The following is a 24,601-nucleotide window of genomic DNA, read 5'->3' as shown; positions in this document are numbered from 1 at the left end:
CCGCAAGGCGGGCCTGATTCTTTTCGGATCGAACCGCTAGTGCAGTGCAGCTATTGCAGTGCAGCGTTGCGCTAGCGGTTCCATCTGGGGTAATGAATCGAACATGGATGCGGAACTGCAGGAGATCCGGGAATTTCTCGCCGCAAGTCCTGACTTCGCGGTGCTGCCGGAAGCTGCGCTGGACCGCCTCCCCAAGCAACTGGTCGTTCGCTATCTGCGCAGGGGCAGCAGTTTTCCGCCGGAGGGCACGGAAGCGGCGGACCTCTGGCTGGTGCGCGCGGGCGCGGTGGACCTGCGGGACAGCCACGACGAACTGCTCGACAAGCTGGGCGAGGGCGATGTCTACGCGACGCCGGCGGATAGCGATCCGATCGTTCCTGTGGTCGGGCGGGTCGTCGAGGACAGCCTTTTCTACATGCTGCCCGCAAGGGAATCCGAGGAATTGCGGCGGCAACACCCCGAATTCGCGGAGCGCTTCGACCGCGCCAGCAGTCGCCCGAAGGAAAAAGCCCTGGCCGCGCTGCAGGGCGCCGGCAGCCAGGGTGACAGCGTGCTGACGGTCTCGGTCGGCGAACTGATCACGCGTGCCCCCGAGTCCACCTCCCCTGAGGCGACCATCCAGTCCGCCGCACAGCACATGAGCGAGCAGAACATCTCCGCCCTGCTCGTCATGGCCAATCAGGAACTGGTCGGGATCGTCACGGACCACGACCTGCGCAAGCGCTGCCTGGCTACCGGACGATCACGCAAGGAGCCCGTCGGCAACATCATGAGCAGCCGGCTGCAGACGGTAAGCCCCGAGACGCCGGCCTTCGAGGCGCTGCTGCTGATGTCGCGCCAGGACATCCATCACCTGCCGGTGCTCGCCGGCAAGCGGCCGGTGGGGCTGATCTCAACCACGGACCTGATCCGGCACCAGGGCACCAACGCCGTCTACCTGGTGCGGGACATCCGGCGCTGCGAATCGGTGGCGGCCCTGTCCAGGGTGGCCAAGTCCCTTCCGGAACTGCAGATCCAGCTGGTGCAGTCAGGGGCCACCGCGTTCCATCTCGGGCAAGCCATCACCGCAGTGATCGACGCCCTGACCCGGCGCCTGCTGAAACTGGCCGAGGCCGAACTGGGTGCACCGCCGGTACCCTACGCCTGGCTCGCCTGCGGCTCGCAGGGACGTCGCGAGCAGACCGTGCACACAGATCAGGACAATGCCCTGATTTATGCGGACTCCGACCAGGAGGGTGTCGACGACTATTTCGTCGGTCTTGCCGCGTTCGTGACGAACGGCCTTGACAGCTGTGGGCTGCCGCATTGTCCCGGTGGGGTCAGCCCCAAGAACAGCGACTGGCGCCGCAGCGTCAGCGACTGGCGGAACGCATTCGCAAAGGCCACCTACAATCCAGACTTGAAGGGGGCGATGCTTGCCGCCCATTACTTCGATCTCCGCGTCGTGCACGGCGACGCCACGCTGTTCGACCCTCTGCGCTCCGAGGCCCTCGCGAGCGGGGCTCGACGACCCTTCATCAACCAGATGGTGACCAATGCCCTGCGGCATTCGCCACCCCTGGGGTTCTTCCGGCAACTGGTGCTGGTCCGCAGCGGTGAGCAGGCCGACACGCTCGATGTGAAGAAACAGGGCCTGCTGCTGGTCTCGAGCCTGGCGCAGGTCTACGCGCTCCTCGGAAGGCTGACCGGGATGCATACCATGGAACGGCTCCGGGGCGCCGTACACGCGGGCATCATCAACCGCGACGCCGGGGCCAATCTCTGCGACGCCTACGAGACGCTCGCCACGCTGCGCACCCGACACCAGGTCAAGCAACTGAAGGACGGCCTGCGTCCCGACAATCACATTCCGCCGAAATCGCTGTCGGCGCTCGAGCGCGGACACCTGAAGGACGCCTTTTCGGTGATCGCGACCATGCAGAAGAACCTCCGGGTGCAGTTGGCGGGCACGGGATCGCTGTGATACGCCCGGGGCCCTGGGTATTCTGCTGGCGTCGCCAACGCCTTGCGGCACGCCTGCCCCAGAACCCGCTTCGCGATTACCTCAGCCGCAGGATGCCGGACCTCAACGGCGATTGCAGCAGCACGCCGTTCCTGGCCGTGGATCTGGAGACCACCGGCCTGAATCCCAGGGAGGACCAGATCCTGAGTATCGGCTGGGTCGCGATGGACGGTCTGGCCATTCGTCTGGCCACGGCCGAACAGCGCTGGGTCCGACCCACTCGGGACATTCCGGAGGCCAGTGCAGTGGTTCACCAGATCACGGACGATCAGGCCGCGCGCGGTGGCAGCCTGGGCGAAGCCCTGGCGCATCTGCTCGGCGCACTGGCAGGCCGCGTGATGCTCGCCCACCACGCCGCCGTGGAGATCGGTTTCCTCGACCGGGCCTGTCTCGCGGAATACGGTTACCCCTGCATGATCCCTACCGTGGACACGCTCAAGCTGGCGCAGGAGGAACTCGAGCGGCGACAGGAGACGGCGCGCTCGGGGGGACTACGGCTGAACGCACTACGGCAGCAGTACAACCTGCCCCGCTACCGCGGTCACGACGCGCTGCTGGACGCACTGGCCGCGGCAGAACTGTTCGCCGCACAGGTCACCCACCGGGCCGAGGGACGTCCGCTGCCGCTGCACCGGGTGCTGCACCGGCCCGGAGGCCTGTGGTGAAACGGGTTGCGGAATGCGCGGGCAGACTTCATGGCACATGCTATCCTCGTTGGTTGAGCAGTGGCGTCAGGGGGAGCCGCTCGCGCATGCCAGAGCACGTAAAAACCAGGGGCCGCGCCGACGGTCCCTCGAACAACCATGACCTGGACCATTTGGAGGCAAGAGATGAGCGACAACATCGAATCCGCACTGCATGAAGACCGCCACTTCCCGCCGCCCGACGACTTCGTGGCGAAGGCGCGTCTGAAGCCCGCGGATGCCGAGGCCCTCTACAAAAAGGCGGACGAAGACTACGAGGGTTTCTGGTGCGACCTGGCCCGAGAGAAGATCAGCTGGAAGAAGGAATTCAGCGTGGGACTGGATGACAGCCGCGCACCGCACTTCGCCTGGTTCACCGATGGCGTGATGAACGTCTCCTACAACTGCATCGACCGTCATCTGGAACAGCGTGGGGACAAGCCCGCGATCATCTTCGAGGGCGAGTCCGGCGACACCCGGACCTACACCTACCGCGATCTCTACAACGAGGTGGGCAAGCTCGGCAATGCGCTGCGCTCGATGGGCGTGCAGAAAGGCGACCGCGTGGTCATCTACATGCCGATGATTGCCGAGGCCGTGATCGCGATGCAGGCCTGCGCGCGCATCGGTGCGATCCACTCGGTCGTCTTCGGTGGCTTCTCGGCCGATGCGCTGCGCGACCGTCTCGACAATTCCGGTGCCAAGGTGATGATCACGGCCGACGGCGGTACCCGTGGTGGCCGCGTGGTCTCCCTGAAAAAGAACGTGGACAAGGCGCTGGACATCAGTGAAGGCCTGGTCGAAAAGGTCATTGTCTGCAAGCGCGCCGGCAATGACGTGGACATGAAGGATGATCGGGACGTCTGGTGGCATATCGCCACGGCGGAGGAGTCGAACGACTGCGAACCCGAGTGGGTCGAGGCCGAACATCCGCTGTTCCTCCTCTACACCTCGGGTTCCACGGGCAAGCCGAAGGGCATCCAGCATGCCAGCGCCGGCTACCTGCTGAATGCCGTGATCACCAGCGAGTGGGTCTTCGACCTGCACGACGACGACATCTTCTGGTGCACGGCGGATGTGGGCTGGATCACCGGCCACACCTATGTCACCTATGGTCCCCTTTCCGTCGGCGCGACCCAGATCGTCTACGAGGGCGTGCCCACGGTCCCGGATGCCGGCCGCTGGTGGCAGATGTGCCAGGACCACGGAGTGACCGTCTTCTACACCGCCCCGACCGCAATCCGGGCGCTGATGAAGGCGGGCGACGAGTTGCCCTCCCAGTACGACCTGTCGAAACTGCGCCTGCTCGGCACGGTCGGAGAGCCGATCAACCCCGAGGCCTGGATGTGGTACCACGAGAAGATCGGCGGCGAGCGCTGCCCCATCGTCGACACCTGGTGGCAGACCGAGACCGGCGCGAACATGATCGCCCCGCTGCCCGCCGTCACCACCACGACCCCCGGCTCCTGTACGCGGCCGCTGCCCGGGATCATCGCCGACGTGGTCAACGAGGAAGGCGAGAGCCTCGGACCTGATCAGGGTGGGCTGCTGGTGATCAAGAAGCCCTGGCCCTCGATGCTGCGCACGGTGTGGCAGGACGACAAGCGCTACAAGTCCACCTACTGGCCGAAGTTCGACGGCAAGTACTACCTTGCCGGGGACTCGGCACGCCGCGATCCGGACGGCAACTTCTGGATCATGGGCCGCATCGACGACGTGCTGAACGTATCCGGGCACCGCCTGGGCACGATGGAAATCGAGTCGGCCCTGGTCGCGCACGAAGCGGTCGCGGAGGCTGCTGTCGTAGGTCGCCCGCACGACGTGAAGGGTGAATCGATCGTCGCCTTCGTGATCCTGAAGAGCGATCGTCCGACCGGCGCCGAGGCCGACGAGATGGTGAAGACCCTGCGCAACTGGGTCAGCGATCACATCGGGCCGATCGCCAAGCCGGACGACATCCGCTTCGCCGACGGTCTGCCGAAGACCCGTTCCGGCAAGATCATGCGCCGTCTGCTACGTTCCATCGCCAAGGGCGAGGAGATCACCTCCGACATCTCCACCCTGGAAAACGAGGGCGTGGTCGCGCAGCTTCAAGGCAAGGCCTGAGTCCTCACCCACGGTCCCGCCCCGGTTCCGACCGGGGCGGTGCCCGAGCGGGTCGCGGCTGACGGGCGTTTACCCGACCCCATTTCGGGCAACATCTACCAGGAGTTCCCGATGTCGATGCGGCACGCATACTCTCCATTGTTCCTGATCGCTCTGGCGCTCGCGTTTACCCCGATTCATGCCGAACCGCCCGAGGTCGGCATCACCGCTACGATGGACCGCGTGGAAGTCCTGCACGAGGGAGAACCGGTGTTCATTCAGCGGGATCAGGACACGTTCAACATCGTCACACCCGACTTCAGCATGACCTCGCGGCCCTGCCCTCCCTACTGCATCCAGCCGATGTCGGCCGGGCCCGGTATCGAGACGCTGGGTGAACTCGAATTGATCGATTACCTGCAGCGCTCGGGCGAGGACGACAGCATCGTCGTGATCGACTCGCGCACGGCCCAGGAATACGCGAGGGGCACGATTCCAGGTGCGGTCAATCTCCCCTGGGATCGCCTGCATTTCGGTTCCGGCGCGGATCCGATGCAGGTGGAAGGCTACCTGGAGGATTTCGGGGTGATCTTTGATGGCAGCTTCCACGATTTCAGCCAGGCAAAGACGCTGGTGTTGTTCTGCAACGGGCCATGGTGCGGCCAGTCGCCCACCAATCTGCGCACCCTGACCAACCTCGGCTACCCCGCGGAGCGGTTGAAATGGTACCGGGGAGGCATGCAGTTGTGGCACCTGCTCGGGCTGACCGTAATCAACCCCTGACCTGATGATCACGCAGGCTCCGCAGGTGGTCAGATTCGTGTTGCTTCAAGGGGTGCGGATGTAGGAGGCCAGCCCCTGGCCGATGGGCTTTCCGGCGCCAGATCGGCGAGAGGGCTCGCCTCCTACCGGGGAAGGCTCATGCGGAGAGTGCGTGGTGCACGACAGGAAGGTGAGCGGCCGAGAGTCGTCATCGGGCGCCGGGAGGTGCGGACCAACCGCAGTGGGACGACCCGACAAAGCGGCGCACGCCCCGGCATCAGCCGGTGCAATTCGCTCCGCTCACGGACACCCTGCGGCGAATGACCCACGGTTTTCGTTGACGCTGGCGATGCCCGGTCCTAGTATTCCGGGTCCGCGTTGCCCCGGATGTCCCCCGCTGATGACTTACTGTGTTGCGATCAAGCTCGATGACGGCCTGGTGTTCGCCTCCGACTCGCGAACCAACGCCGGGGTGGACCAGGTCAGCACCTACAGCAAAATGCACACCTTCGAAACAGAGGGTGAGCGTCTGTTCGTCGTGCTCACGGCCGGCAATCTCGCGACCACCCAGGCGGTGGTCAACCGGCTTAAACGCGAGATGGAGGAAGGCGTGGAGGGCAGTTTCGCAGACGCCGGCCACATGTCCGAGGCGGCCGAGTATCTCGGCCGGGTGAACCGGGAGGAACAGGAGAAGCATTCGGAGGCCTTGTCCAAATCCGGCATCGTCGCGGAGGCGACGCTGATCATCGGCGGCCAGATCCAGGGTGACGAGCCGGAAATCTATCGCGTATACCCGCAGGGCAATTACATCACCACCAGCACACACACGCCGTTCCTGCAGATCGGCGAAAGCAAGTACGGAAAGCCGATACTCGACCGCATCATTACTCCGTCCACGCCACTGGGCGATGCCGCGCGCTGCGCCCTGGTGTCCATCGACTCCACCATTCGCTCGAACCTCACCGTCGGCCCTCCACTCGAGGTCTTCGTCTATGAAGGGGGATCCTATGCCTTCGAGCACTACCTGTGCCTGGAGTCCGACAACGACTACCTGCACGCCTTGACCCACGCCTGGGACGACAACATCAAGAAGGCCTTCATCGACCTGCCACGCTTCGATTGGGAGGCGACGAAGGGGAGAAAGAAACGCGGGACCCTGTTCCACGCCCGCGCATCCAGGCAGGCATCCAAGCCGAACCGCTGAGCGCTACGGTCCCGCCTCCTCGACCCGCTGCACATCCACCGAGACCGTCAGGGTGTGCTTGGCGCCACTGCCGCGGACAACGCCCCGAATCGGCGCTACATCACCGTAGTCGCGACCCCAGGCCAGGGTCACGTAGCGCTGATCCGGCACGGTGGCGTTGGTGGGGTCGAATTCCAGCCAGCCGCGGATCGGATCATAGAGCGCGAACCAGGCATGTGTTGCGTCCGCACCCACGAGCCTTGGCCTACCGGGAGGCGGAATGGTCTCGAGGTATCCGGACACGTAGCGAGCGGGAATGCCCAACGTGCGGCTGCACGCGATCGCGAGATGGGCAAAGTCCTGACAAACGCCGACGCGCTTCGCGACCACAACGCTCAGGGGCGTGCTGACCTCGGTCTGCCCCGGACGGTAGTCGAATTCGTCGAAGATGAAGCGCGACAGTTGCAGGCCCAGCGCCTCGACGCCCTGCCCTGGGTCCACGGTCAGCCCCACGTGCTGCAACAGGTCCGGCAGTTCTGGCAGTAACGGCGAAGCCTGACTGAAGCTGCGCGCCTCCAGCGTGGCAGGCCTGCAATCCCCGCGCAGGCGCTCGCGAGCCTCGATCAGCGGCAGCGGTGGATCGAACGGCAGTTCCGCCTCGACCACGACCCTGCCCACCTCCGATACCGTGGTCACGCTCCATTCCCGGTGTGCTTCCTGGATGCCGAGAATGCTGGCCGGGTTCCCGTAGGCGTCGATGTACCCCGCGAGGTAGCTGGCCTGCGGAACGACGTCGATCTGGAAGGAGTACAGCCTCTGCGACGGCGTGGCTCGCGGCTTGAGCCGCAACTCGTTGAGGCTGCCGTGCACCGTGGCCGGGTAACGGTACCGGGTGGCATGGGTGATCCGGTATCGCATCAGGGAGCAGGGGCCACGAGCGGCAGCGTGGGCGCCGGAGCGAGGTAATACGCGAACATGGCCTGGTAGCAGGCCGCCAGCTCCTGCTGCTGCTGAAGCAGCAGCGCATCGAGATCCGCACGCAGCCCACCCTCGGGCTCGGCCCAGTCTCCGACAACGGCGAGACGCAGCCGGGAACGGGCCTCCTCGAGGTGGCGGGCATGCGCGGGCAGGCGTTCACCATGGCCGAGACGCGGCAACTGCTCGACATGCTCCACCAGGCGGTCCAGTTGATAGATCAGCGCCCTCGGGTTGTCCGGCTCCAGCAACAGCAGATCCAGCAGCCCGAGGGCGTTGCGCCGGTTTCCCGGCCGGGAACGGAATATGGACAGACTCTCGGCAAAGGCCAGCACCATATCGCCCAACAGCACCGCCTGTCGCGGCTCGGGCGGCACCACCAGCGTCGCGCGCAGGAGGTTCACCAACATCAGGCCACGTTCCAGCCGCCGTCCGCTATCCATGAAGCGCCAGCCGTGATGGCGCAGCATGCTCTCATGGGTCAATCCCGAAAGCGCCAGCAGGTGCACCGTGAGTTCGTCCAGAATACCTTCCGCCGCCAGCGGATCCTGCAGGGCCGCCAGGGGCTGCCCGACCTCCCTCAGTCCCGTCAGTACGCGCACGCTCTCCGCGGACAGCCGGTCGCGCAGGGCGTTGGCGGTATTGTGCAGGGCATTCAGCGCGGAAGGCACACTCCCCGGGACGCGGGCATCGGTCAGGAGCCGAAGGAGCTCCGACTCCGGCCGACGGACATCCCGGCCCTTGCCTTCGGCCCCCACGAACCCCGGATAACTGCCACTCAGGTGCGTGAGCGCCCGTAACATGTAGCCGGAGACCTCATCGCCTGGCCGGGCCTCGAAGCGCGCCACCTGCAACCGCCGGAGGACCAGGCGCAGCCAGCGGATCAGGCCTTCGGCACGTTCGGCGTAACGCCCGGCCCAGAGCAGGTTGTCGGCGACACGGCGCGGCAGGCTGGCGGGCTGGCTGACGCCGGGTTCCGGTTCCGGGAACGCGTCGGCGCGCGGGGGCGCCACTCCAGCACTGCGCAATACCCAGGTATCCTTGCTGACCCCTCCCTCCTGGTTCGAAACCAGACGGGTTTCGGGGCGGCTGGCAACGCGCGTCAGCCCCCCGGAAAGCACCAGGTGGCCGTCTCGGCACTGGCAGGTAAAGGCCCGCACGGTCCCGTGCCGGGGCTCGAGGAAACCCGCCTCGTTCAGGCAGGGCATGGTCGACAGTCCGATGCACTCCTGGCCCACGAAGCGAGTCGGCTGCTTCCGGATCTGCACACAGAGACGACGACGTTCCTCCTCCGGCAGCCCGGCCAGGAACAGCGGCCGCCCACCCTCGGTTCGATCAACGCTGCGGACCACAAGGGACTCGCTGTGCGCGATCACGTGTTCCAGCGAGTCCGGGTCGCCGCACCACCAGGTCGCGACCGAGGGCATCAGGAGCTCCTCACCGAGCGCAAACCGGGCGATCGCGGGCAAAAATGCCGGCCAGGCCGGGCTTTCCAGCAGACCGGTACCGAGGGCGTTCGCAACAACGACATTGCCACGGCGCACGGCCTCGACCAGACCGGCGACACCGAGCCTGGAATCCGGGTTCAGGCTCAGCGGATCACACCATGCATCGTCGACCCGGCGCAGAATCACGTCGACCCGCTCCAGCTGACCCAGCGTACTGAGCCAGATGAATCCATCGCGGAATACGAGATCCTGCCCCTGGACCAGGGTCAGGCCCAGTTGCCGCGCAAACAGGACGTGCTCGAACCAGGCCTCGTTCAATGGACCCGGGGAGAGCAGGACGATGCGCGGCTCCGGCACCGAGGGCACGAGGTCACGGAGGCCCTGGTACAGCCCACGGAAAAACGGGCCCAGTCCCTGCACGCCGAGTTCCGAGAAGGCCGCCGGCCAGGTCCGTGAAAGGATCTCCCGGTTCTGCAGGGCATAGCCGGCACCCGAGGGCGCCTGGGTGCGGTCCCCGAGCACCCAGAAGCGTCCGTCAGGCCCCCGGGCAAGATCGGCAGCGTAGAGAGTCAGGGCCGGGAGACCGGCCCGCAGCGTGCCCCGTACCGGTTGCAGAAAGGCGCTGTGCGCGGCCAGGAACTCCGGCGGCAGGATACCCGCCCGCAGCAACTCACCCGGACCCAGCACATCCTGGATGATCCACTCGAACAATCCTGCGCGCTGCACCAGCGCCTTCTCGATCCCGGCCCACTCCTCGGCATCCAGAAGATGGGGTATCGCGTCCAGCGGCCAGGGCCGCTGGACGCCGACCGGATCGGAATAGACATGGTAGGTCACGCCCAGTTCGTCGACCAGCCGCCGCGTTTCACTCCCGATGTCGCGCAGCACGCTGCCTTCGTGGGCGCCCAGTGCCCTCAACAACGGTACCCAGTGCGGCCTGGGCGTACCGTCCGGCTGAAGCAGTTCGTCGGCGTCTCCGGACACGGGAGCATAGGCTCCGAGCGCCGTGACCAGGGCATCCCCCTGACGTCCCGCGGTCTGTCCCTGGGCCTGCCCCTGCGCCAGGCTCATCGGGAACGCAGCGTCACTGCGACGGCTCCGGGCCCCGGCGCAGATCCAGCGTGTGGGGGTACTCGGGATTCCAGCCCTCGGCCGGTGGCGCCAGCGGCCTTACTCCGCTGCCCTCGGGCAGGAAACGACGCTCGCTGGCGACCGGGCCGGCCACCACGGTGCGTGGCTCCAGGGGTCCGGGCGAGTGGCCGTAGGGCCAGAACCGCGCCATGCGCCGCGCCTCTGCCTCGAAGGCATTGACCGGGAAGGTCTCGTAGTTGCGCCCGCCCGGATGCACCACGTGATAGGTACACCCGCCGATGGCGCGGCCGTTCCAGGTATCGACCAGATCGAACACCAGCGGCGAATGCACGGCGATGGTCGGGTGCAGCGCAGCGGCCGGCTGCCAGGCGCGGTAACGCACGCCCGCCACCTTCGTACCCTGGATGCGCGTCGGGCGCAGCGGCACCCTGCGGCCATTGCAGGTCAGTACATAGCGGTCCCCCGACAGACCGGTCACCCGCACCTGCAGGCGCTCCAGGGAAGAATCCACGAAGCGGGAGGTCCCGGACTGCGTCACCTCTTCGCCCAGCACGTGCCACGGCTCGATCGCCATCTTCAGTTCGATCTCGATCTCGCCGATCTGCACCCGGCCGAAGGTCGGAAAACGGAACTCGAAGAAGGGAGCCAGCCACTCGAGGTCGAAGGGGTAACCGTCTCGCTGCAACTCCTCCACCACCTCGCGCAGGTCGTTCTCCACGTAGTGTGGCAGCAGGAAGCGGTCGTGCAGTGCGGTTCCCCAGCGCACCAGCCGGTGCCGGTAAGGCTTGCTCCAGAAACGCGCGACCAGCGTCCGCAGCAGCAGCATCTGCACCAGGCTCATCCGGGCATGCGGCGGCATCTCGAAGGCCCGCAGTTCCAGAATGCCGAGCCGGCCCGAGGCGGTATCGGGCGAGTACAGCTTGTCGATGCAGAATTCGGCGCGGTGCGTGTTGCCGGTAATGTCCACCAGCAGGTTGCGGAACAGCCTGTCCACCAGCCAGGGCTCTGCACACTCCCCCTCGGGCATCTGGGACAACGCGATCTCGAGTTCGTAGAGGTTCTCGTGCCGGGCCTCGTCGACCCGGGGCGCCTGCGAGGTTGGGCCAATGAAGGTTCCGGAAAAGAGGTACGACAGGCCCGGGTGATGCTGCCAGAAGGTCAGCAGCGACCCGAGCAGGTCCGGACGCCGCAGCAGGGGGCTGTCGGCGGCGGTGGCGCCGCCCAGCGTCACGTGGTTGCCGCCGCCAGTCCCGGTGTGGCGGCCGTCGAGCATGAACTTCTCGGTGCCCAGACGGGTGAGACGCGCCTCGGCGTACAGGGTGGTGATGATCTCTTTCAACTCCTCCCAGTTCGAGGAGGGGTGAATATTGACCTCGATCACGCCGGGATCCGGTGTCACCATCAACCGCTGCAGCCGGGAATCCCGCGGCGGCTCGTAGCCCTCGAGCACTACCGGAAGACCCAGCTCGGCTGCGGTGGTCTCGATGCGGTCGACCAGCGCCAGGTAGTCCTCGAGCAGGGGCAGCGGCGGCATGAAGAGGTGCAGACGGCCGTTGCGCGCCTCGAAGGCCAGGGCCGTGTGCGGGATCTCGATCACCTCCTCCCGGGTCGACGGCCGGGGCCTGTCCGGCTGCGGGACCGGAACCACCCCGGATTCCGGAACGAATACCGGCAACGGTCCGGGCTCGTCGAAGGGATCCCTGGGTTGCGGCTGGATTTCCACCTCGCGCGTCACCGACCAGGGCAGGCGATCCAGCGGCAGGCGCAGGCCCATTGGGGAGTCGCCCGGAATCAGCCGCAGCCGGCCGTCCCGGAACGGCCAGGGTCCGGTCCGCCAGGTCTCGTACTCGCGGGCCAGCGGCAGCACGAAGCCCGCGGGGTTCTCCAGGCCGTGGCTCAGGAAGCGCGCGAGGCGTTGCCGTCCCGCCGGGGCCTTCAGGTCCGCCTTTTCCGGGTCCAGCCCCAGCGGCAGGTTGTCCTCCGACCAGGCGGCGTGAAAGGGATCCTCGAAGGCAGGAATCAGATCGTCGCGGGTCAGGCCCAGCTTGACGACCAGGGTCTCGGCGAACCGCCTCGCATCCTCCAGGTTGTGCCCATAGTCCTCGCTGAAATCAGCCAGCCATTGCGCATCGTGCCAGACCGGTTGGCCATCACGGCGCCAGAAGATGCCCAGTGCCCAGCGCGGCAGCGCTTCGCCCGGGTACCACTTACCCTGCCCGAAATGCAGAAGCCCGCCGGGCGCGAAGCGCTCGCGCAGGCGGCGGCTCAATTCACGGGAGAGACGGCGCTTGTCCGGGCCGTCGGCACGGGTGTTCCATTCCGGGCCGTCCATGTCGTCGATGGACACGAACGTCGGTTCCCCGCCCATTGTCAGCCGCACGTCCATCGCACGCAGTTCCGCGTCGATGCGCTGACCCAGGGCGTCGATGGCGACCCACTGGTCGTCGCTGTAGGGCCGCGTCACACGTGGATCCTCGTGGATGCGCTGGACCCGGTTGTCGTGCACGAACGAAACCTCGCAGGCCTCGGTATAACCGGTCACGGGCGCCGCCGAGATCGGATCAGGCGTGCAGGCCAGCGGGATGTGTCCCTCACCTGCGAACAGGCCGGAGGTCGGATCCAGGCCGACCCAGCCGGCCCCCGGAATGTACACCTCGGTCCAGGCGTGCAGATCGGTGAAATCCGCCTCCGTCCCGGAGGGACCGTCGAGGGACTTTTCGTCGGCCTTCAGCTGGACCAGGTAGCCGGAGACGAAACGTGCGGCCAGACCCTTGTGGCGCAGGATCTGCGCCAGCAACCAGGCCGAGTCACGGCAGGAACCGATCCGCCGTTCCAGCGTCTCCTCGCAGGACTGAATGCCCACCTCCATGCGCACGCTGTAGGCGATATCCTGATTCAGGCGCCGGTTCAGTTCGACCAGGAAATCGACGATGCTCTCGTGGCTTTCCGGCACCTCGTCCAGCCAGGCCTGCAGCAAGGGCCCGGCTTTGGAAACCTCCAGGTAGGGCACCAGCTCCTTGGCGAGGATGCCGTCATAGGCGAAGGGATATTGCTCGGCGTAGCTCTCGACGAAGAAGTCGAAGGGGTTGATAACCGTCAGCTCGGCAATCAGGTCGACATTGACCTCGATGAAGCGAACCGGCTCGGGGAAGGTCACCCGGGCGAGCCAGTTGCCGAACGGATCCTGCTGCCAGTGGATGAAGAACGGCTCGGGCGCGATGTTCAGCGAGTAACCGAGGACCGGCGTCCGGCTGTGGGCGGCCGGGCGCAGCCGGATCACGTGCGGCGACACGCGTACCAGGCGGTCGAACTCGTAGCGGGTGTGGTGCGTCAGTCCTACGCGTATCGCCATGCCCTGCTCTCCCGTTCATCGTCTTTACCGGCGCGGAAGCCCGCTGCCGGAGTACTGTCCATCACCATCAGGTCGGCAGCCGCGTCCGAACCGGACTTCGTGCCATTGCCGCGCACCCTGCAATCAGGCGGCCCTCTCCAGGCTGAACCAGGTGTCGACGATCGCGTCATGGATCTCGGCAATGTCCTGCTGCAGGCTGTCGAGAAAGTCGTGCAGCCGATCCTCGGAGATCAGCTGATCCACATCGGCCCCCAATGCATGACGCCGCGCCTGCATGACCAGGCGCAGCGGCACCTCGTTGCGCGGCAGACGCTCCAGGGCTTCCTGTACATAGCGCAGGGCATGGGCGACCGCGCGCGGAAACGGGATGTCCTGCAGCAGGAAACGCACGACGTCCGCACCGTTGATCCGCCGCTTCACGTGCTGGCGGTACATCTGGAAGCCGCTCTGGGAACGCAGGATGCTGGTCCAGAGCAGGCCATCGTAGGGACTCGGGTCGTCGCTGGTCTTTTTCAGGAAACGGATCGCGCCGACATCGATCTGGCGGGAGGTCATGTCGGCCCGCTCCAGGTTGCGACCGAGGCGGATGAAGTCATACGAGGGGTCGTGGCTCATGCATCCGGCCAGCAGGCCGGTCAACGTCTGGCAGCGCTGTACGATCTCGCTCAGAAACTGGTAGCGACCCCGCTTGCCGATGCCCGCATCCATGTTGTCGCGCGCGAAGAGAAAGAGTTCGTTGACGATCTCCCAGGCCTCCGATGGCACCAGGTCGCGGGTGGTGCGCACGTTTTCGCGCGCCGACTTCAGCGAACTGAAGACCGAGCTTGGATTGTAGTGATCCGCGAGCAGGAACTTCACGCAGTTGCGTTCGTCGTCGCGCTGGTAGTGCTCGTCGAAGATGTCGTCCGTGCCGGTCACCGCCACCAGCCCCTTCCAGGACAGCTTCACCGTCTTGGGCATGTCCAGCGACACGAGATTGAACGACATGACCATGCGCGCGGTGTTCTCGGCACGTTCGATGTAACGCGCAAGCCAGTACAGCCTTTCCGCCACTCTCGAAAGCATCTCAGGCCTCCTCGTCCACGATCCAGGTGTCCTTGCTCCCGCCGCCCTGTGAGGAATTCACGACCAGGGAGCCCTTGCGCATCGCGACCCGGGTCAGCCCCCCGGCGGTCACATCGGTCCGCACGCCCTGCAGCACGAAGGGCCGCAGGTCCAGATGACGCGGCTCCAGCCCTTCGTCGCAGAGGGTGGGCGCCACCGACAGGTTCAATGTCGGCTGGGCGATGTAATTGCGCGGGTCCTTCTTGATCAGCTGCGCAAACTCGGCACGCTGTTTCTTGGTCGCGTGTGGACCCACCAGCATCCCGTAGCCCCCTGATTCGTTGGCGGGCTTGACCACCAGTTCGTCCAGATGCTTCAGCACGTACTCGCGTTCCTTCTCGTTCACACAGAGGTAGGTCGGCACGTTCGGGATGATCGGATCCTGGTCCAGGTAGTACTTGATCATGTCCGGGACGTAGGCATAGATCACCTTGTCGTCCGCCACCCCGGACCCGGGTGCGTTCGCGATTCCGACCTTGCCGTTGCGCCATGCGCGCATCAGGCCGGGTACACCGAGCATGGACTCGGCGTTGAACGCCTCGGGATCCATGAACTCATCGTCGATACGACGGTAGATCACATCCACCCGCTCCAGTCCCTGGATGGTGCGCATGTAGACGCAGTCATCGTCGCCAACGACCAGGTCCGCACCCTCAACCAGCTCTGCGCCCATACGCTGGGCCAGGAACGAATGTTCGAAATAGGCCGAATTGAAGATCCCGGGCGTCAGAACCACCACCTCGGGGAAGTCCTGCGGTCGCGGCGAGATCGACGCGAGCATGTCGAAAAGCTGGGTCGGGTATTCGTCGACGGGAAGGATGCTCGAGTTCTCGAAGACTTCCGGGAACACCCGCTTGGTCACCTGGCGGTTCTCCAGCATGTAGGACACGCCGGAGGGCACCCGGAGGTTGTCCTCCAGCACGAAAAGGGTGCCGTCGCCGTCCCGCACCAGGTCCGAACCGCAGATGTGCGCCCACACTCCATGCGGGGGATGGATCCCCTTGCACTGCTCGCGGAAGTTCTTCGAGTTGTTGAGCACGTACTTCGGAAGGACCTTGTCGCGAAAGATCTTCTGATCGTTATAGACGTCGTCGATGAAGAGGTTCAGCGCGGTCAGCCGCTGCACCAGGCCCTTTTCCACCGTCTGCCACTCGCGCTTCGGGATCACGCGGGGGATGATGTCGAACGGCCAGGCGCGGTCGATGTTCTCGCCCTCGCTGTAGACGGTGAAGCTGATGCCCATTTCCAATATGGCGTGGTCGGCGGCCTGCTTGCGGGTCTGCAGTTCCTGGTCGTCCAGCGAACTGAGATAGTCCGTGAGCTTCTTTGCCACGGGACGTGGCCTGCCGCGTGACTGAATCAGTTCGTCGTAAAAGGGAGCGGGATCATACGACTTCCAGTCAATCGACATCCGGGCCATCCTCGCGCAAAAGGGAAGCGGAATGTCCGCTACTCTAACCCACCCGGAGCCCAGCAAGAACCCTGCCCGATTCCCTACCGTTCGTCGGGCGGGCATGCCCGGCAACGCTGGGGCAGGCCTGCACCAACGCGGAGCCGGTGCAGGCCGGGGCTCCCCGAAGATGCTCAGGAACGGTGCAGCAGCCAGCCCACTGGGAGCGCGGGTGGAGTGGAAGAGCGCAGCGTCATCGGCCGGCCGGCGGGCGGGACCACGTGGCGTCACGCGCTTGGGAGGTTGTATCCGCGCTCCATGGCGAATGACGGCCTGAGGCCTTCACCGCCCCGAGCGCCAGGTCTGACTCTCAGGCGGGTTTGGTGAACTGGATCTGCTTCCAGTACCCGAACAGGCTGGCCGGTTCGATGGCCACCGGCTGCTGCCCGGCCACCGCGACGAAATCGGACAGTTCCATGTCCGGGCGGAATCCGACTGCGCGGGACAGCGGCCGCAGGCTGCGCTCGAAGCTGCGCAGGATCCACTGCCGCGACGCGAAATGGTTCACCACGAGGATCTGCCCACCGGGGCGGCAGACACGCCACATTTCGGCGAACAGCCGATCCGGATTCGGCACCACCGAGGCCACGTACATCGCCACCACCGCATCGAAGCTGTCGTCGGCGAAGGCCAGGTGTTCGGCATTCATCTCGGCCAGGCCGGTGACCGCGGGACACATGCCATCCGCAACGCGCTGGCGCGCGATTTCCAGCATCTCCCGGCTGACGTCGATTCCGACCACCTCCGCATCCGGGCAATAGAACGGCAGCGAGATACCGGTTCCCACGCCGACCTCCAGAACGCGCTTGCCAGAGACCGGCGCCAGTGTCTTCAGCGCAAGGCGACGCCCCTGGGCAAAGACACGCCCGAAGATGACGTCGTAGTGCCTCGCGTAGCGACGATAGCTCTTGCGTATGCTGACCAGATCCACGGTCGGTGCCCCTTAGCGAAGTGTCGTCACGTCCGAACCCGGGCCGCCCCGCGCAGACAGCCCAGCCGGACGCATCAGGCCGCTTCGATGGCCTTCATGCTGAGCCGGATGCGCCCCTGCTTGTCGACCTCCAGGACCTTGACCGTCACCGTATCGCCTTCGGTCAGGAAATCGCTCACGTTCTCGACGCGGTCGTTCGAGATCTGGGAGATATGCACGAGGCCGTCCCGCCCGGGAAGAATGGCAACGAAAGCGCCGAAGTCCATGATCTTCACGACGCGGCCGCTGTAGACCCGGCCCACCTCGACATCGGCGGTGAGTTCCTCGATCCGACGCTTGGCTTCCTCTCCCGCGGCCTGATCGGTCGAAGCGATCTTCACGCTGCCGTCATCGGAGATGTCGATCGACGCCCCGGTCTCCTCTGTCAGCGCGCGGATGGTCGCCCCGCCCTTGCCGATCACGTCCCGGATCTTTTCCGGATTGATGCGCATGGTGATGAAGCGCGGGGCATAGCTGGACATCTCGGTGCGGTGCGAACTGATCTCCTCACCCATCCTTTCCAGGATGTGCAGCCGCCCTGCACGCGCCTGTTCCAGCGCACGTTCCATGATCTCGCGGGTGATGCCCTGGATCTTGATGTCCATCTGCAGCGCGGTGACACCGCCGGTAGTGCCAGCCACCTTGAAATCCATGTCGCCGAGGTGGTCCTCGTCGCCCAGAATGTCGGAAAGCACGGCGAAGCGGTCGCCCTCCTTGATCAGGCCCATCGCAATTCCCGCCACGGGGGCCTTCAGCGGGACCCCGGCATCCATCAGCGCGAGGCTGGTTCCGCACACGGACGCCATCGAGCTTGAGCCATTCGATTCGGTGATCTCGGAGACCACCCGGACGACGTAGGGGAAACCGTCTGCCTTCGGCATCACCGCCTGAACGCCGCGCTTCGCCAGCCGACCATGACCGATCTCCCGACGCTTGGGCGAGCCCACCATGCCGGTCTCTCCGGTGCAGTAGGGCGGGAAGTTGTAGTGCAGCATGAAACGCTCGCGGCGCTCGCCCTCGATTGCGTCGATGACCTGCGCATCGCGATCGGTACCCAGCGTCGCCACCACCAGTGCCTGGGTCTCGCCGCGGGTGAACAGTGCCGAACCGTGGGCGCGCGGCAGCACGCCGGTACGCACGGTGATCGGACGTACGGTGCGGTTGTCGCGGCCGTCGATGCGCGGATTCCCATCCAGGATCCGGTCGCGAACGATGCGGTATTCGAGGTCGTGGAACGCGGTCTTCACCGCATCGGCCGAGGGCGCGCCTTCGGCACCGGTGGCCAGCTGCTCGACGACACTCGCGCGCAGGCTGTTCAGGCGATCGGTACGCGCCTGCTTCTCGGGGATCTGATAGGCGTCGATCAGGAGATCGCGGGAGACACCGGCAACCCGGTCCTCGAGATGACTGTCGTCCGCCGGCGCGGTCCAGTCCCAGGAGGGCTTGCCGACGTCGGCGGCGAGTTCCCGGATTGCCTGGATGGCGGCCTGCATCTGCTCGTGCCCGAACATGACCGCACCCAGCATCACTTCTTCCGAGAGCTCGCTGGCCTCGGATTCGACCATGATCACCGCGCTCTCGGTGCCGGCGACCACGAGGTCGAGGTCGGATTCCGCCAGTTCGCTTGCCGTCGGGTTCAGCAGGTATTCACCATCCCGGTAACCGACGCGGGCAGCGCCGATGGGGCCGGCGAAGGGAACCCCGGAAACCGCCACCGCAGCCGATGCGCCAATCAGCGCGGGAATGTCCGGATCCACCTCGGGATTGATCGACATGACCGTGGCAACGATCTGGGTCTCGTGCTTGAAGCCCTCGGGAAACAGCGGTCGCAGCGGCCGGTCGATCAGGCGACTGGTCAGGGTCTCCTTTTCGTTGGGGCGCCCCTCACGCTTGAAGAAGCCCCCGGGAATCTTGCCCGCAGCGTAGGTCCGTTCCTGGTAATTCACCGTCATCGGGAAGAAGTCGCGGCCAGGGTCGGCATCCTTGCGTGCCACCATGGTGACCAGCACCACGGTATCCGCCACGTTGACCAGGACGGCTCCGCTCGCCTGGCGGGCGATGCCGCCGGTCTCGAGGATGACCGTGTGCTTTCCGTACTGAAACGTCTTCTTGTATGACACGCTTTGGCTTCCCGCTTCTTGGTGAACTTAACGGCGCAGACCGAGGCTCTGCACGAGCGCCTGGTAACGCTCCTGGTCTCTGCCCTTCAGATAGGTCAGCAGCTTGCGCCGCTGGTTGACCATCTTGAGGAGACCGCGACGTGAGTGATGGTCCTTCTTGTGGGTCTCGAAGTGCCCCATCAGGTGCTTGATGCGTGCGGTCAGCAGGGCAACCTGGACCTCCGGCGATCCGGTATCCGTGGGATCCCGGCGATATTCCTCGACGATGGTCGTCTTGGTTTGGGTATCGAATGACATGTCGTGCTTGACTCCTGAGACGTAAACCTTGGTTGTATGGCCCTGCGGGCGTGGCCCTCGCACCCTCTCCCACCGGCACCTCTTCCGCAGTCCGAATCACCCCTGATTCCGGGTGGGACGCAGCGCCGCGCGGCACGAACGCAAGCCTTCGCAGCATGGGCGTTGGCGAAGGCGCGAAATAGTAGCACGCAAATGCCATGAATTAACAGGAATTGGCGGACACGAACAGACGTCGCGGCGCCACGCGGCCGTCATCCTGCAGCTCGCCGATCCCCAGGAACTCGCCAACGGCACCATAGAGCCGCAATGGCCCCATCTCCCTGACCCCCGGGACGAACACCGGCTGCCCCTGCCGCAGGAAACGGCTGCTGGCTGCGTCCAGCCGCACCTCCGGGCGGTCGACCAGGGCTCGGTCGGCGGGCAGAAGCCAGCGCTCGACCGCCTCGGGACCGCCCTCGGCGGCCGCCGCCTCCAATGTCGCCATACTGACCATGTCGGCCGCGTCGAAGGCGCCGTGACCGGTTCGTCGCAACTCCGCCACCGTCGCTCCGCAACCCAGCGCCCGGCCCAGGTCCTGCACCAGGGTCCGGATGTAGGTGCCCTTGCTGCAATGCACCTCCAGGCGCAGACGGTCCGGAGCCACCTGCTCGACCGACAGGGAATGAATGATCACCGCGCGCGCGGGCCGCTCGACCTCGATTCCCCTGCGCGCCAGGTCGTAGAGGCGCTGCCCCTCGTGCTTCAGCGCCGAGTACATCGGCGGAACCTGCTGAATCGGACCCCGCAGCCCCTCGCAGGCCGCCTCGATGTCCGCATCCGACAGTGCGGGCACCGGCATTTCCCGCAAGACCTCGCCCTCCAGGTCACCGGTCGCGGTCTCCATGCCGAGCCGCGCCACGGCCAGGTAGCGCTTGTCCGCGTCGAGCAGCCACCCGGACACCTTCGTGGCCTGCCCAAAACACAGCGGGAGGAGCCCCGTTGCCAGTGGATCGAGACTCCCCGTATGCCCCGCCTTCCGGGCCGCAAGCAGATACTTGACCCGCCCCAGCGCCTGATTCGAGCTCAGCCCCAGCGGCTTGTCGAGGAGGATGATACCGTCGACGTCGCGACGCTGGATCGGCATGGCGGCGGATCGTTTCCGATCTTCCGGACCCCGGGGTGCGGAGGGCGTCAGTTCCGGGGCTCGGCGCCGGCCTCGTCGCCGGAGCCCTCCGGCGCGTCGCCGTCGGGGTGCCGGGCCTCATCCTCGGCGATCGCGGAATCGATCAGGGCCGAGAGCCGTGCCCCCCGCTCAGGGGTATCGTCATAGATGAAACGCAGGGTCGGTACGCTGCGCAGACGCAGCCGCGTACCCAGGGCCCGGCGCAGGTAGCCCGCCGCATGGTTCAGGCCCTTTTCCGCCTCGATCCCCTTTTCCTCCCCGCCCAGCTGAGTGAAGAAGACCTTGGCATGGGCGAGATCGCGGGACACCTCGACGCCCGACAGGGTCACCATCCCGACGCGCGGATCCTTGACCTCGAGCCGGATCAGTTCGGCCAGTTCCCGCTGCATCTGGTCGCCGACCCGGTCGCTGCGCTGGTAATCCTTTCTCGCGGTCATCAGAGCGTCCGGGCCACTTCGACGCGCTGGTAGACCTCGATCTGGTCGCCGGGACGTACGTCGTTGTAGTTCTTGACCGCGATTCCGCACTCGGTACCGGTCTTGACCTCGCTGACGTCGTCCTTGAAGCGCCGCAGGCTCTCCAGTTCGCCCTCGTAGATGACCACGTTGTCACGCAGGACGCGGATCGGATTCCCGCGCTTCACGGTACCCTCGATCACCAGGCAGCCCGCAACGGCGCCAAAGCCCGAGGCCTTGAAGACATCGCGCACCTGGGCGAGACCGACGATCTCCTCGCGCATCTCCGGGGACAGCAGTCCGGTGAGCGCCTGCTTCACATCCTCGATCGCCTCGTAGATGACCGAGTAATAGCGTAGGTCGATCTCATTATCGGCAGCGAGTCGCCGGGCGCCGGCATCGGCTCGAACGTTGAAGGCGATGATGATCGCCTGGCTGGCCATCGCCAGGTTGATGTCCGATTCCGAGATCCCGCCCACGCCCGTGGACACGACCTTGACCCGCACTTCGTCGGTGGAAAGCTTGATCAGCGCATCGCGCAGCGCCTCCGCCGAACCCTGCACGTCGGTCTTCAGCAGGATGTTGACCGTGGCAATCTGTCCGTCCTGCATCTGGTTGAAGATGTTTTCGAGCTTGGAGGCCTGCTGCGCGGCAAGCTTGTGCTCACGCTGACGGGTCTCGCGATGGGCCGCCACGTCGCGCGCGGTCTTCTCGTCCGCAACCACGAGGACCTCGTCGCCGGCATTGGGCACGCCGGACAGACCCAGGACCTCCACCGGCATCGATGGACCCACGGATTTCACCGCGGCACCGGTATCATCGAACATCGCCCGCACCCGGCCGTATTCCTGACCGCTCAGCATGATGTCGCCATGCTTCAGACGCCCGGCCTGCACCAGCACCGTCGCCACCGGCCCCCGACCCTTGTCCAGGCGCGACTCGATCACGACACCGCGCGCAGCACCCTGATCCGGGACCTTGAGTTCCATCACTTCGGCCTGCAGGCCAACCGCTTCCAGCAGTTCGTCGATGCCCTGGCCCGTCAGCGCGGACACTGGAACGAACTGCGTGTCCCCACCCCAGGCCTCGGGCATCACCCCGCGTTGGGAGAGCTCGTTCATCACCCGCTCCGGGTCGGCAGCCGGCTTGTCGATCTTGTTGACCGCAACGACCAGCGGCACGCCACCGGCCCTGGCATGTTCGACCGCCTCGATCGTCTGGGGCATCACGCCGTCGTCGGCGGCCACCACCAGGATCACGATATCGGTGGCCTTCGCACCGCGCGCACGCATCGCCGTAAAGGCGGCGTGACCCGGGGTATCGAGGAAGGTGATCCCGTCCTTTGAGTTGGGCACATGGTACGCGCCGATGTGCTGGGTGATGCCACCGGCCTCCCCGGAAGCGACCTTGGCCTTGCGGATGAAGTCGAGCAGCGAGGTCTTGCCATGATCGACGTGGCCCATCACCGTCACCACCGGCGGACGCGGCTTGGCCTCGCCACTCTGCTGGATGTCCACGGTGATCTCGTCCTCGATGTTCCGGGCCTGTGCCGCAACCGCCCTGTGGCCCATCTCCTCGACGACCAGCACGGCCGTGTCCTGGTCGATGCTCTGGTTGATGTTTGCCATCACGCCCATGCCCATCAGGGCCTTGATCAATTGCGGCGCCTTGATGGCCATGGCCTGGGCCAGTTCCCCGACCGTAATGGTTTCGGGAATCTCGACCTCGCGCACCACCGGTGCGGTCGGGCGCTCGAAGCCATGCTTGCTCGCCACTGCGGCGGCTGCGGCAGTCTGCGCGACCCGGCTCTTGCCCTTCTCGCGCCGGCCGCGGCGCTCACCCGCCACATGCAGTTCCTTGCGCCCGCCCTCCTCGTCACGGCCGCCACGGCGGCCTTTCTTGCGGGCAGGCTCGGCGGCCTTGGCCGGTGCATCCGCGCGCGCCTTGGCTTCCTTTTCGGTCAGAAGCCGCTGGGCCTCTTCCTTGCGTTCCAGACGGGCCTTTTCCTCGGTCTTGGCCAGCAGGGCCTCGGCCTCCTCCCGTTGCTTGGTTTCCTGGCGCTGCTTGCGCTCTTCCTGCTCCTGCTGGCGCAACTCTACCGCACGGCGCATTGCATCACGCTCAACCTCGACCTGGCGTGCCAGTTGCTCGGTCCGGCTGAGGGGTTTGGCCTTTTTCTTCGGTTCGGCCTTTGCAGGCGGCTCTTCGGGGGGCTCTGCGGCAGTTTCCGCAACGACCGGCTCAGGTTCAGGGACCTCAGGCTCTGGTGCCGCAGTGGGCTCGACCACGGGCTCGGGCACCTTCTCGACAGGCGCCGCTTCCGGCGTCGGAAGCTCGGGCGCCGGCGCCGGCGGCACCTCCGGCAAGGGCTCGGCACGAGCGGTCACCGGCTCTGGAACCGCTTCGGGCTCGGGGGCCTTGCGCACGACCTGGCGACGCTTGCGCACCTCCACGTTCACGGTCTTGGTCCGGCCCTGGCCCGCGCTGACCTTCAGGGTCTGCGTGGTGGCCCGGCGCTTCAGCGTCATGCGGCCCGCGTCGCTCTTGTCAGCGGCGCCATGCGCCTGCCGGAGGTGATCGAGCAGGCGCAGCTTCTGCGCATCGGTCACCTTGGCAGCCGGCCCGTCCACCTCAACGCCCGCCTCTTTCAGCTGACCAATGAGACGGTCCACCGGCGTACCCACCGATTCCGCGAATTGCTGTACTGTCATCTGCGACATTGCGCCTACCTCCTATCCAATTCTAACCGCTTGCACGCCGCGGCATATCCACACCATTGCGCCGCGATCAAGCGTCCGCTGCGAACCAGGGTGCCCGGGCCGTCATGATCAGTTCGGCGGCCTTCTCGGGATCGATTCCGCTCGCCTCCACCACGTCGTCCACGGCCTGTTCGGCCAGGTCTTCCATGCTGCAGATGCCGTGGGCCGCCAGCTTGTTCGCCAACGCCTGAGTCATGCCTTCCATGCTGACCAGATCATCCGCGGGCTGCGCGCCCTCGAGTTGTTCCTCGGCGGCAATCGCCCGGGTCAACAGTGCGTCACTTGCCCGCGAGCGAAGTTCCGCGACCATATCGGCATCGAACTCCTCGATGGCCAGGAGCTCGTCTTCGTCGACGTAGACCACCTCGTCGAGGGTGGTGAAGCCCTCCTGCACCAGGATGGCGGCAACTTCCTCGTCCACGTCCAGCGCGTCCATGAACTGCTGCTGGACCTGCTGGGCCTCGGCATCGCTCTTTTCCGCGGCCTGCGCCTCGGTCATCACGTTCAGTTCCCAGCCCGTGAGCTGGGACGCGAGCCGGATGTTCTGCCCCCCACGCCCGATCGCCAGGGAAAGCTTGTCCTCGGCCACCGCGATATCCATGCTCTGCTTTTCCTCGTCGACCACGATCGACAGGACCTCGGCGGGTGACATCGCGTTGATCACGAACTGGGCCGGATTCTCGTTCCAGACGATGATGTCGA

The 24,601-nt window shown here is 65.8% G+C and carries 17 protein-coding genes; 5 read left to right on the top strand and 12 right to left on the bottom strand.

The window, feature by feature from the left end:
- Window positions 1–103: 103 nt before the first annotated feature.
- From EA346_RS13080 to EA346_RS13060, 5 genes are all read left to right on the top strand, one after another.
- Entirely contained in the window at window positions 104–1,963 is a 1,860-nt protein-coding gene (locus EA346_RS13080; protein WP_296759321.1) for a DUF294 nucleotidyltransferase-like domain-containing protein, read from the top strand.
- 92 nt (window positions 1,964–2,055) lie between these two features.
- The gene (locus EA346_RS13075; RefSeq protein WP_296759319.1) at window positions 2,056–2,667 is read left to right on the top strand and encodes an exonuclease domain-containing protein; all 612 of its coding nucleotides are present in this window, start codon (window positions 2,056–2,058) and stop codon (window positions 2,665–2,667) included.
- Between the two features lie 165 nt (window positions 2,668–2,832).
- Window positions 2,833–4,791, top strand: coding sequence for an acetate--CoA ligase (gene acs / locus EA346_RS13070; RefSeq protein ID WP_296759317.1), 1,959 nt, complete (start codon window positions 2,833–2,835; stop codon window positions 4,789–4,791).
- A gap of 111 nt (window positions 4,792–4,902) precedes the next feature.
- Entirely contained in the window at window positions 4,903–5,553 is a 651-nt protein-coding gene (locus EA346_RS13065; RefSeq protein ID WP_296759315.1) for a rhodanese-like domain-containing protein, read from the top strand.
- 379 nt (window positions 5,554–5,932) lie between these two features.
- A complete protein-coding gene (locus EA346_RS13060; RefSeq protein ID WP_296759312.1) occupies window positions 5,933–6,736 on the top strand; it encodes a proteasome-type protease in 804 nt (267 codons plus the stop codon).
- A 3-nt stretch (window positions 6,737–6,739) separates the two neighbouring features.
- Here EA346_RS13060 and EA346_RS13055 read toward each other — a convergent pair whose 3' ends face one another.
- The 12 genes from EA346_RS13055 to EA346_RS13000 form a co-directional block, all read right to left on the bottom strand.
- Window positions 6,740–7,633, bottom strand: a complete 894-nt coding sequence (locus EA346_RS13055; RefSeq protein ID WP_296759311.1) for a transglutaminase family protein — start codon at window positions 7,631–7,633, stop codon at window positions 6,740–6,742.
- On the bottom strand, window positions 7,633–10,209 hold the full coding sequence (locus tag EA346_RS13050) for a circularly permuted type 2 ATP-grasp protein (RefSeq protein ID WP_296759308.1): 2,577 nt from the start codon (window positions 10,207–10,209) through the stop codon (window positions 7,633–7,635). Before EA346_RS13050 ends, EA346_RS13055 begins: the two co-directional genes overlap by 1 nt.
- 13 nt (window positions 10,210–10,222) lie before the next feature.
- The gene (locus EA346_RS13045) at window positions 10,223–13,582 is read right to left on the bottom strand and encodes a DUF2126 domain-containing protein (RefSeq protein WP_296759307.1); all 3,360 of its coding nucleotides are present in this window, start codon (window positions 13,580–13,582) and stop codon (window positions 10,223–10,225) included.
- A gap of 123 nt (window positions 13,583–13,705) precedes the next feature.
- On the bottom strand, window positions 13,706–14,647 hold the full coding sequence (locus EA346_RS13040; protein WP_296759305.1) for an alpha-E domain-containing protein: 942 nt from the start codon (window positions 14,645–14,647) through the stop codon (window positions 13,706–13,708).
- A 1-nt stretch (window position 14,648) separates the two neighbouring features.
- On the bottom strand, window positions 14,649–16,097 hold the full coding sequence (locus EA346_RS13035; RefSeq protein ID WP_296759304.1) for a circularly permuted type 2 ATP-grasp protein: 1,449 nt from the start codon (window positions 16,095–16,097) through the stop codon (window positions 14,649–14,651).
- Window positions 16,098–16,446: 349 nt separating this feature from the next.
- Entirely contained in the window at window positions 16,447–17,067 is a 621-nt protein-coding gene (locus tag EA346_RS13030; protein ID WP_296759302.1) for a class I SAM-dependent methyltransferase, read from the bottom strand.
- A gap of 74 nt (window positions 17,068–17,141) precedes the next feature.
- Entirely contained in the window at window positions 17,142–19,226 is a 2,085-nt protein-coding gene (gene pnp / locus EA346_RS13025) for a polyribonucleotide nucleotidyltransferase (RefSeq protein ID WP_296759300.1), read from the bottom strand.
- A gap of 27 nt (window positions 19,227–19,253) precedes the next feature.
- Complete coding sequence (gene rpsO / locus EA346_RS13020) at window positions 19,254–19,523, bottom strand: 30S ribosomal protein S15 (protein WP_296748786.1); 270 nt, start codon at window positions 19,521–19,523, stop codon at window positions 19,254–19,256.
- Window positions 19,524–19,725: 202 nt separating this feature from the next.
- The gene (gene truB, locus EA346_RS13015) at window positions 19,726–20,646 is read right to left on the bottom strand and encodes a tRNA pseudouridine(55) synthase TruB (protein ID WP_296759298.1); all 921 of its coding nucleotides are present in this window, start codon (window positions 20,644–20,646) and stop codon (window positions 19,726–19,728) included.
- 47 nt (window positions 20,647–20,693) lie between these two features.
- Complete coding sequence (gene rbfA / locus EA346_RS13010; protein WP_296759297.1) at window positions 20,694–21,122, bottom strand: 30S ribosome-binding factor RbfA; 429 nt, start codon at window positions 21,120–21,122, stop codon at window positions 20,694–20,696.
- On the bottom strand, window positions 21,122–23,860 hold the full coding sequence (gene infB, locus EA346_RS13005) for a translation initiation factor IF-2 (protein ID WP_296759296.1): 2,739 nt from the start codon (window positions 23,858–23,860) through the stop codon (window positions 21,122–21,124). The genes rbfA and infB overlap by 1 nt, the downstream gene beginning before the upstream one ends.
- Before the next feature lie 67 nt (window positions 23,861–23,927).
- Window positions 23,928–24,601: helix-hairpin-helix domain-containing protein (locus EA346_RS13000; protein WP_296759294.1), on the bottom strand; the 674-nt coding region annotated here is incomplete at its 5' end.

Source organism: Thioalkalivibrio sp. (assembly GCF_007692535.1).
GTDB lineage: Bacteria > Pseudomonadota > Gammaproteobacteria > Ectothiorhodospirales > Ectothiorhodospiraceae > Thioalkalivibrio.
This window is presented reverse-complemented; position numbering and strand designations above follow the sequence as displayed.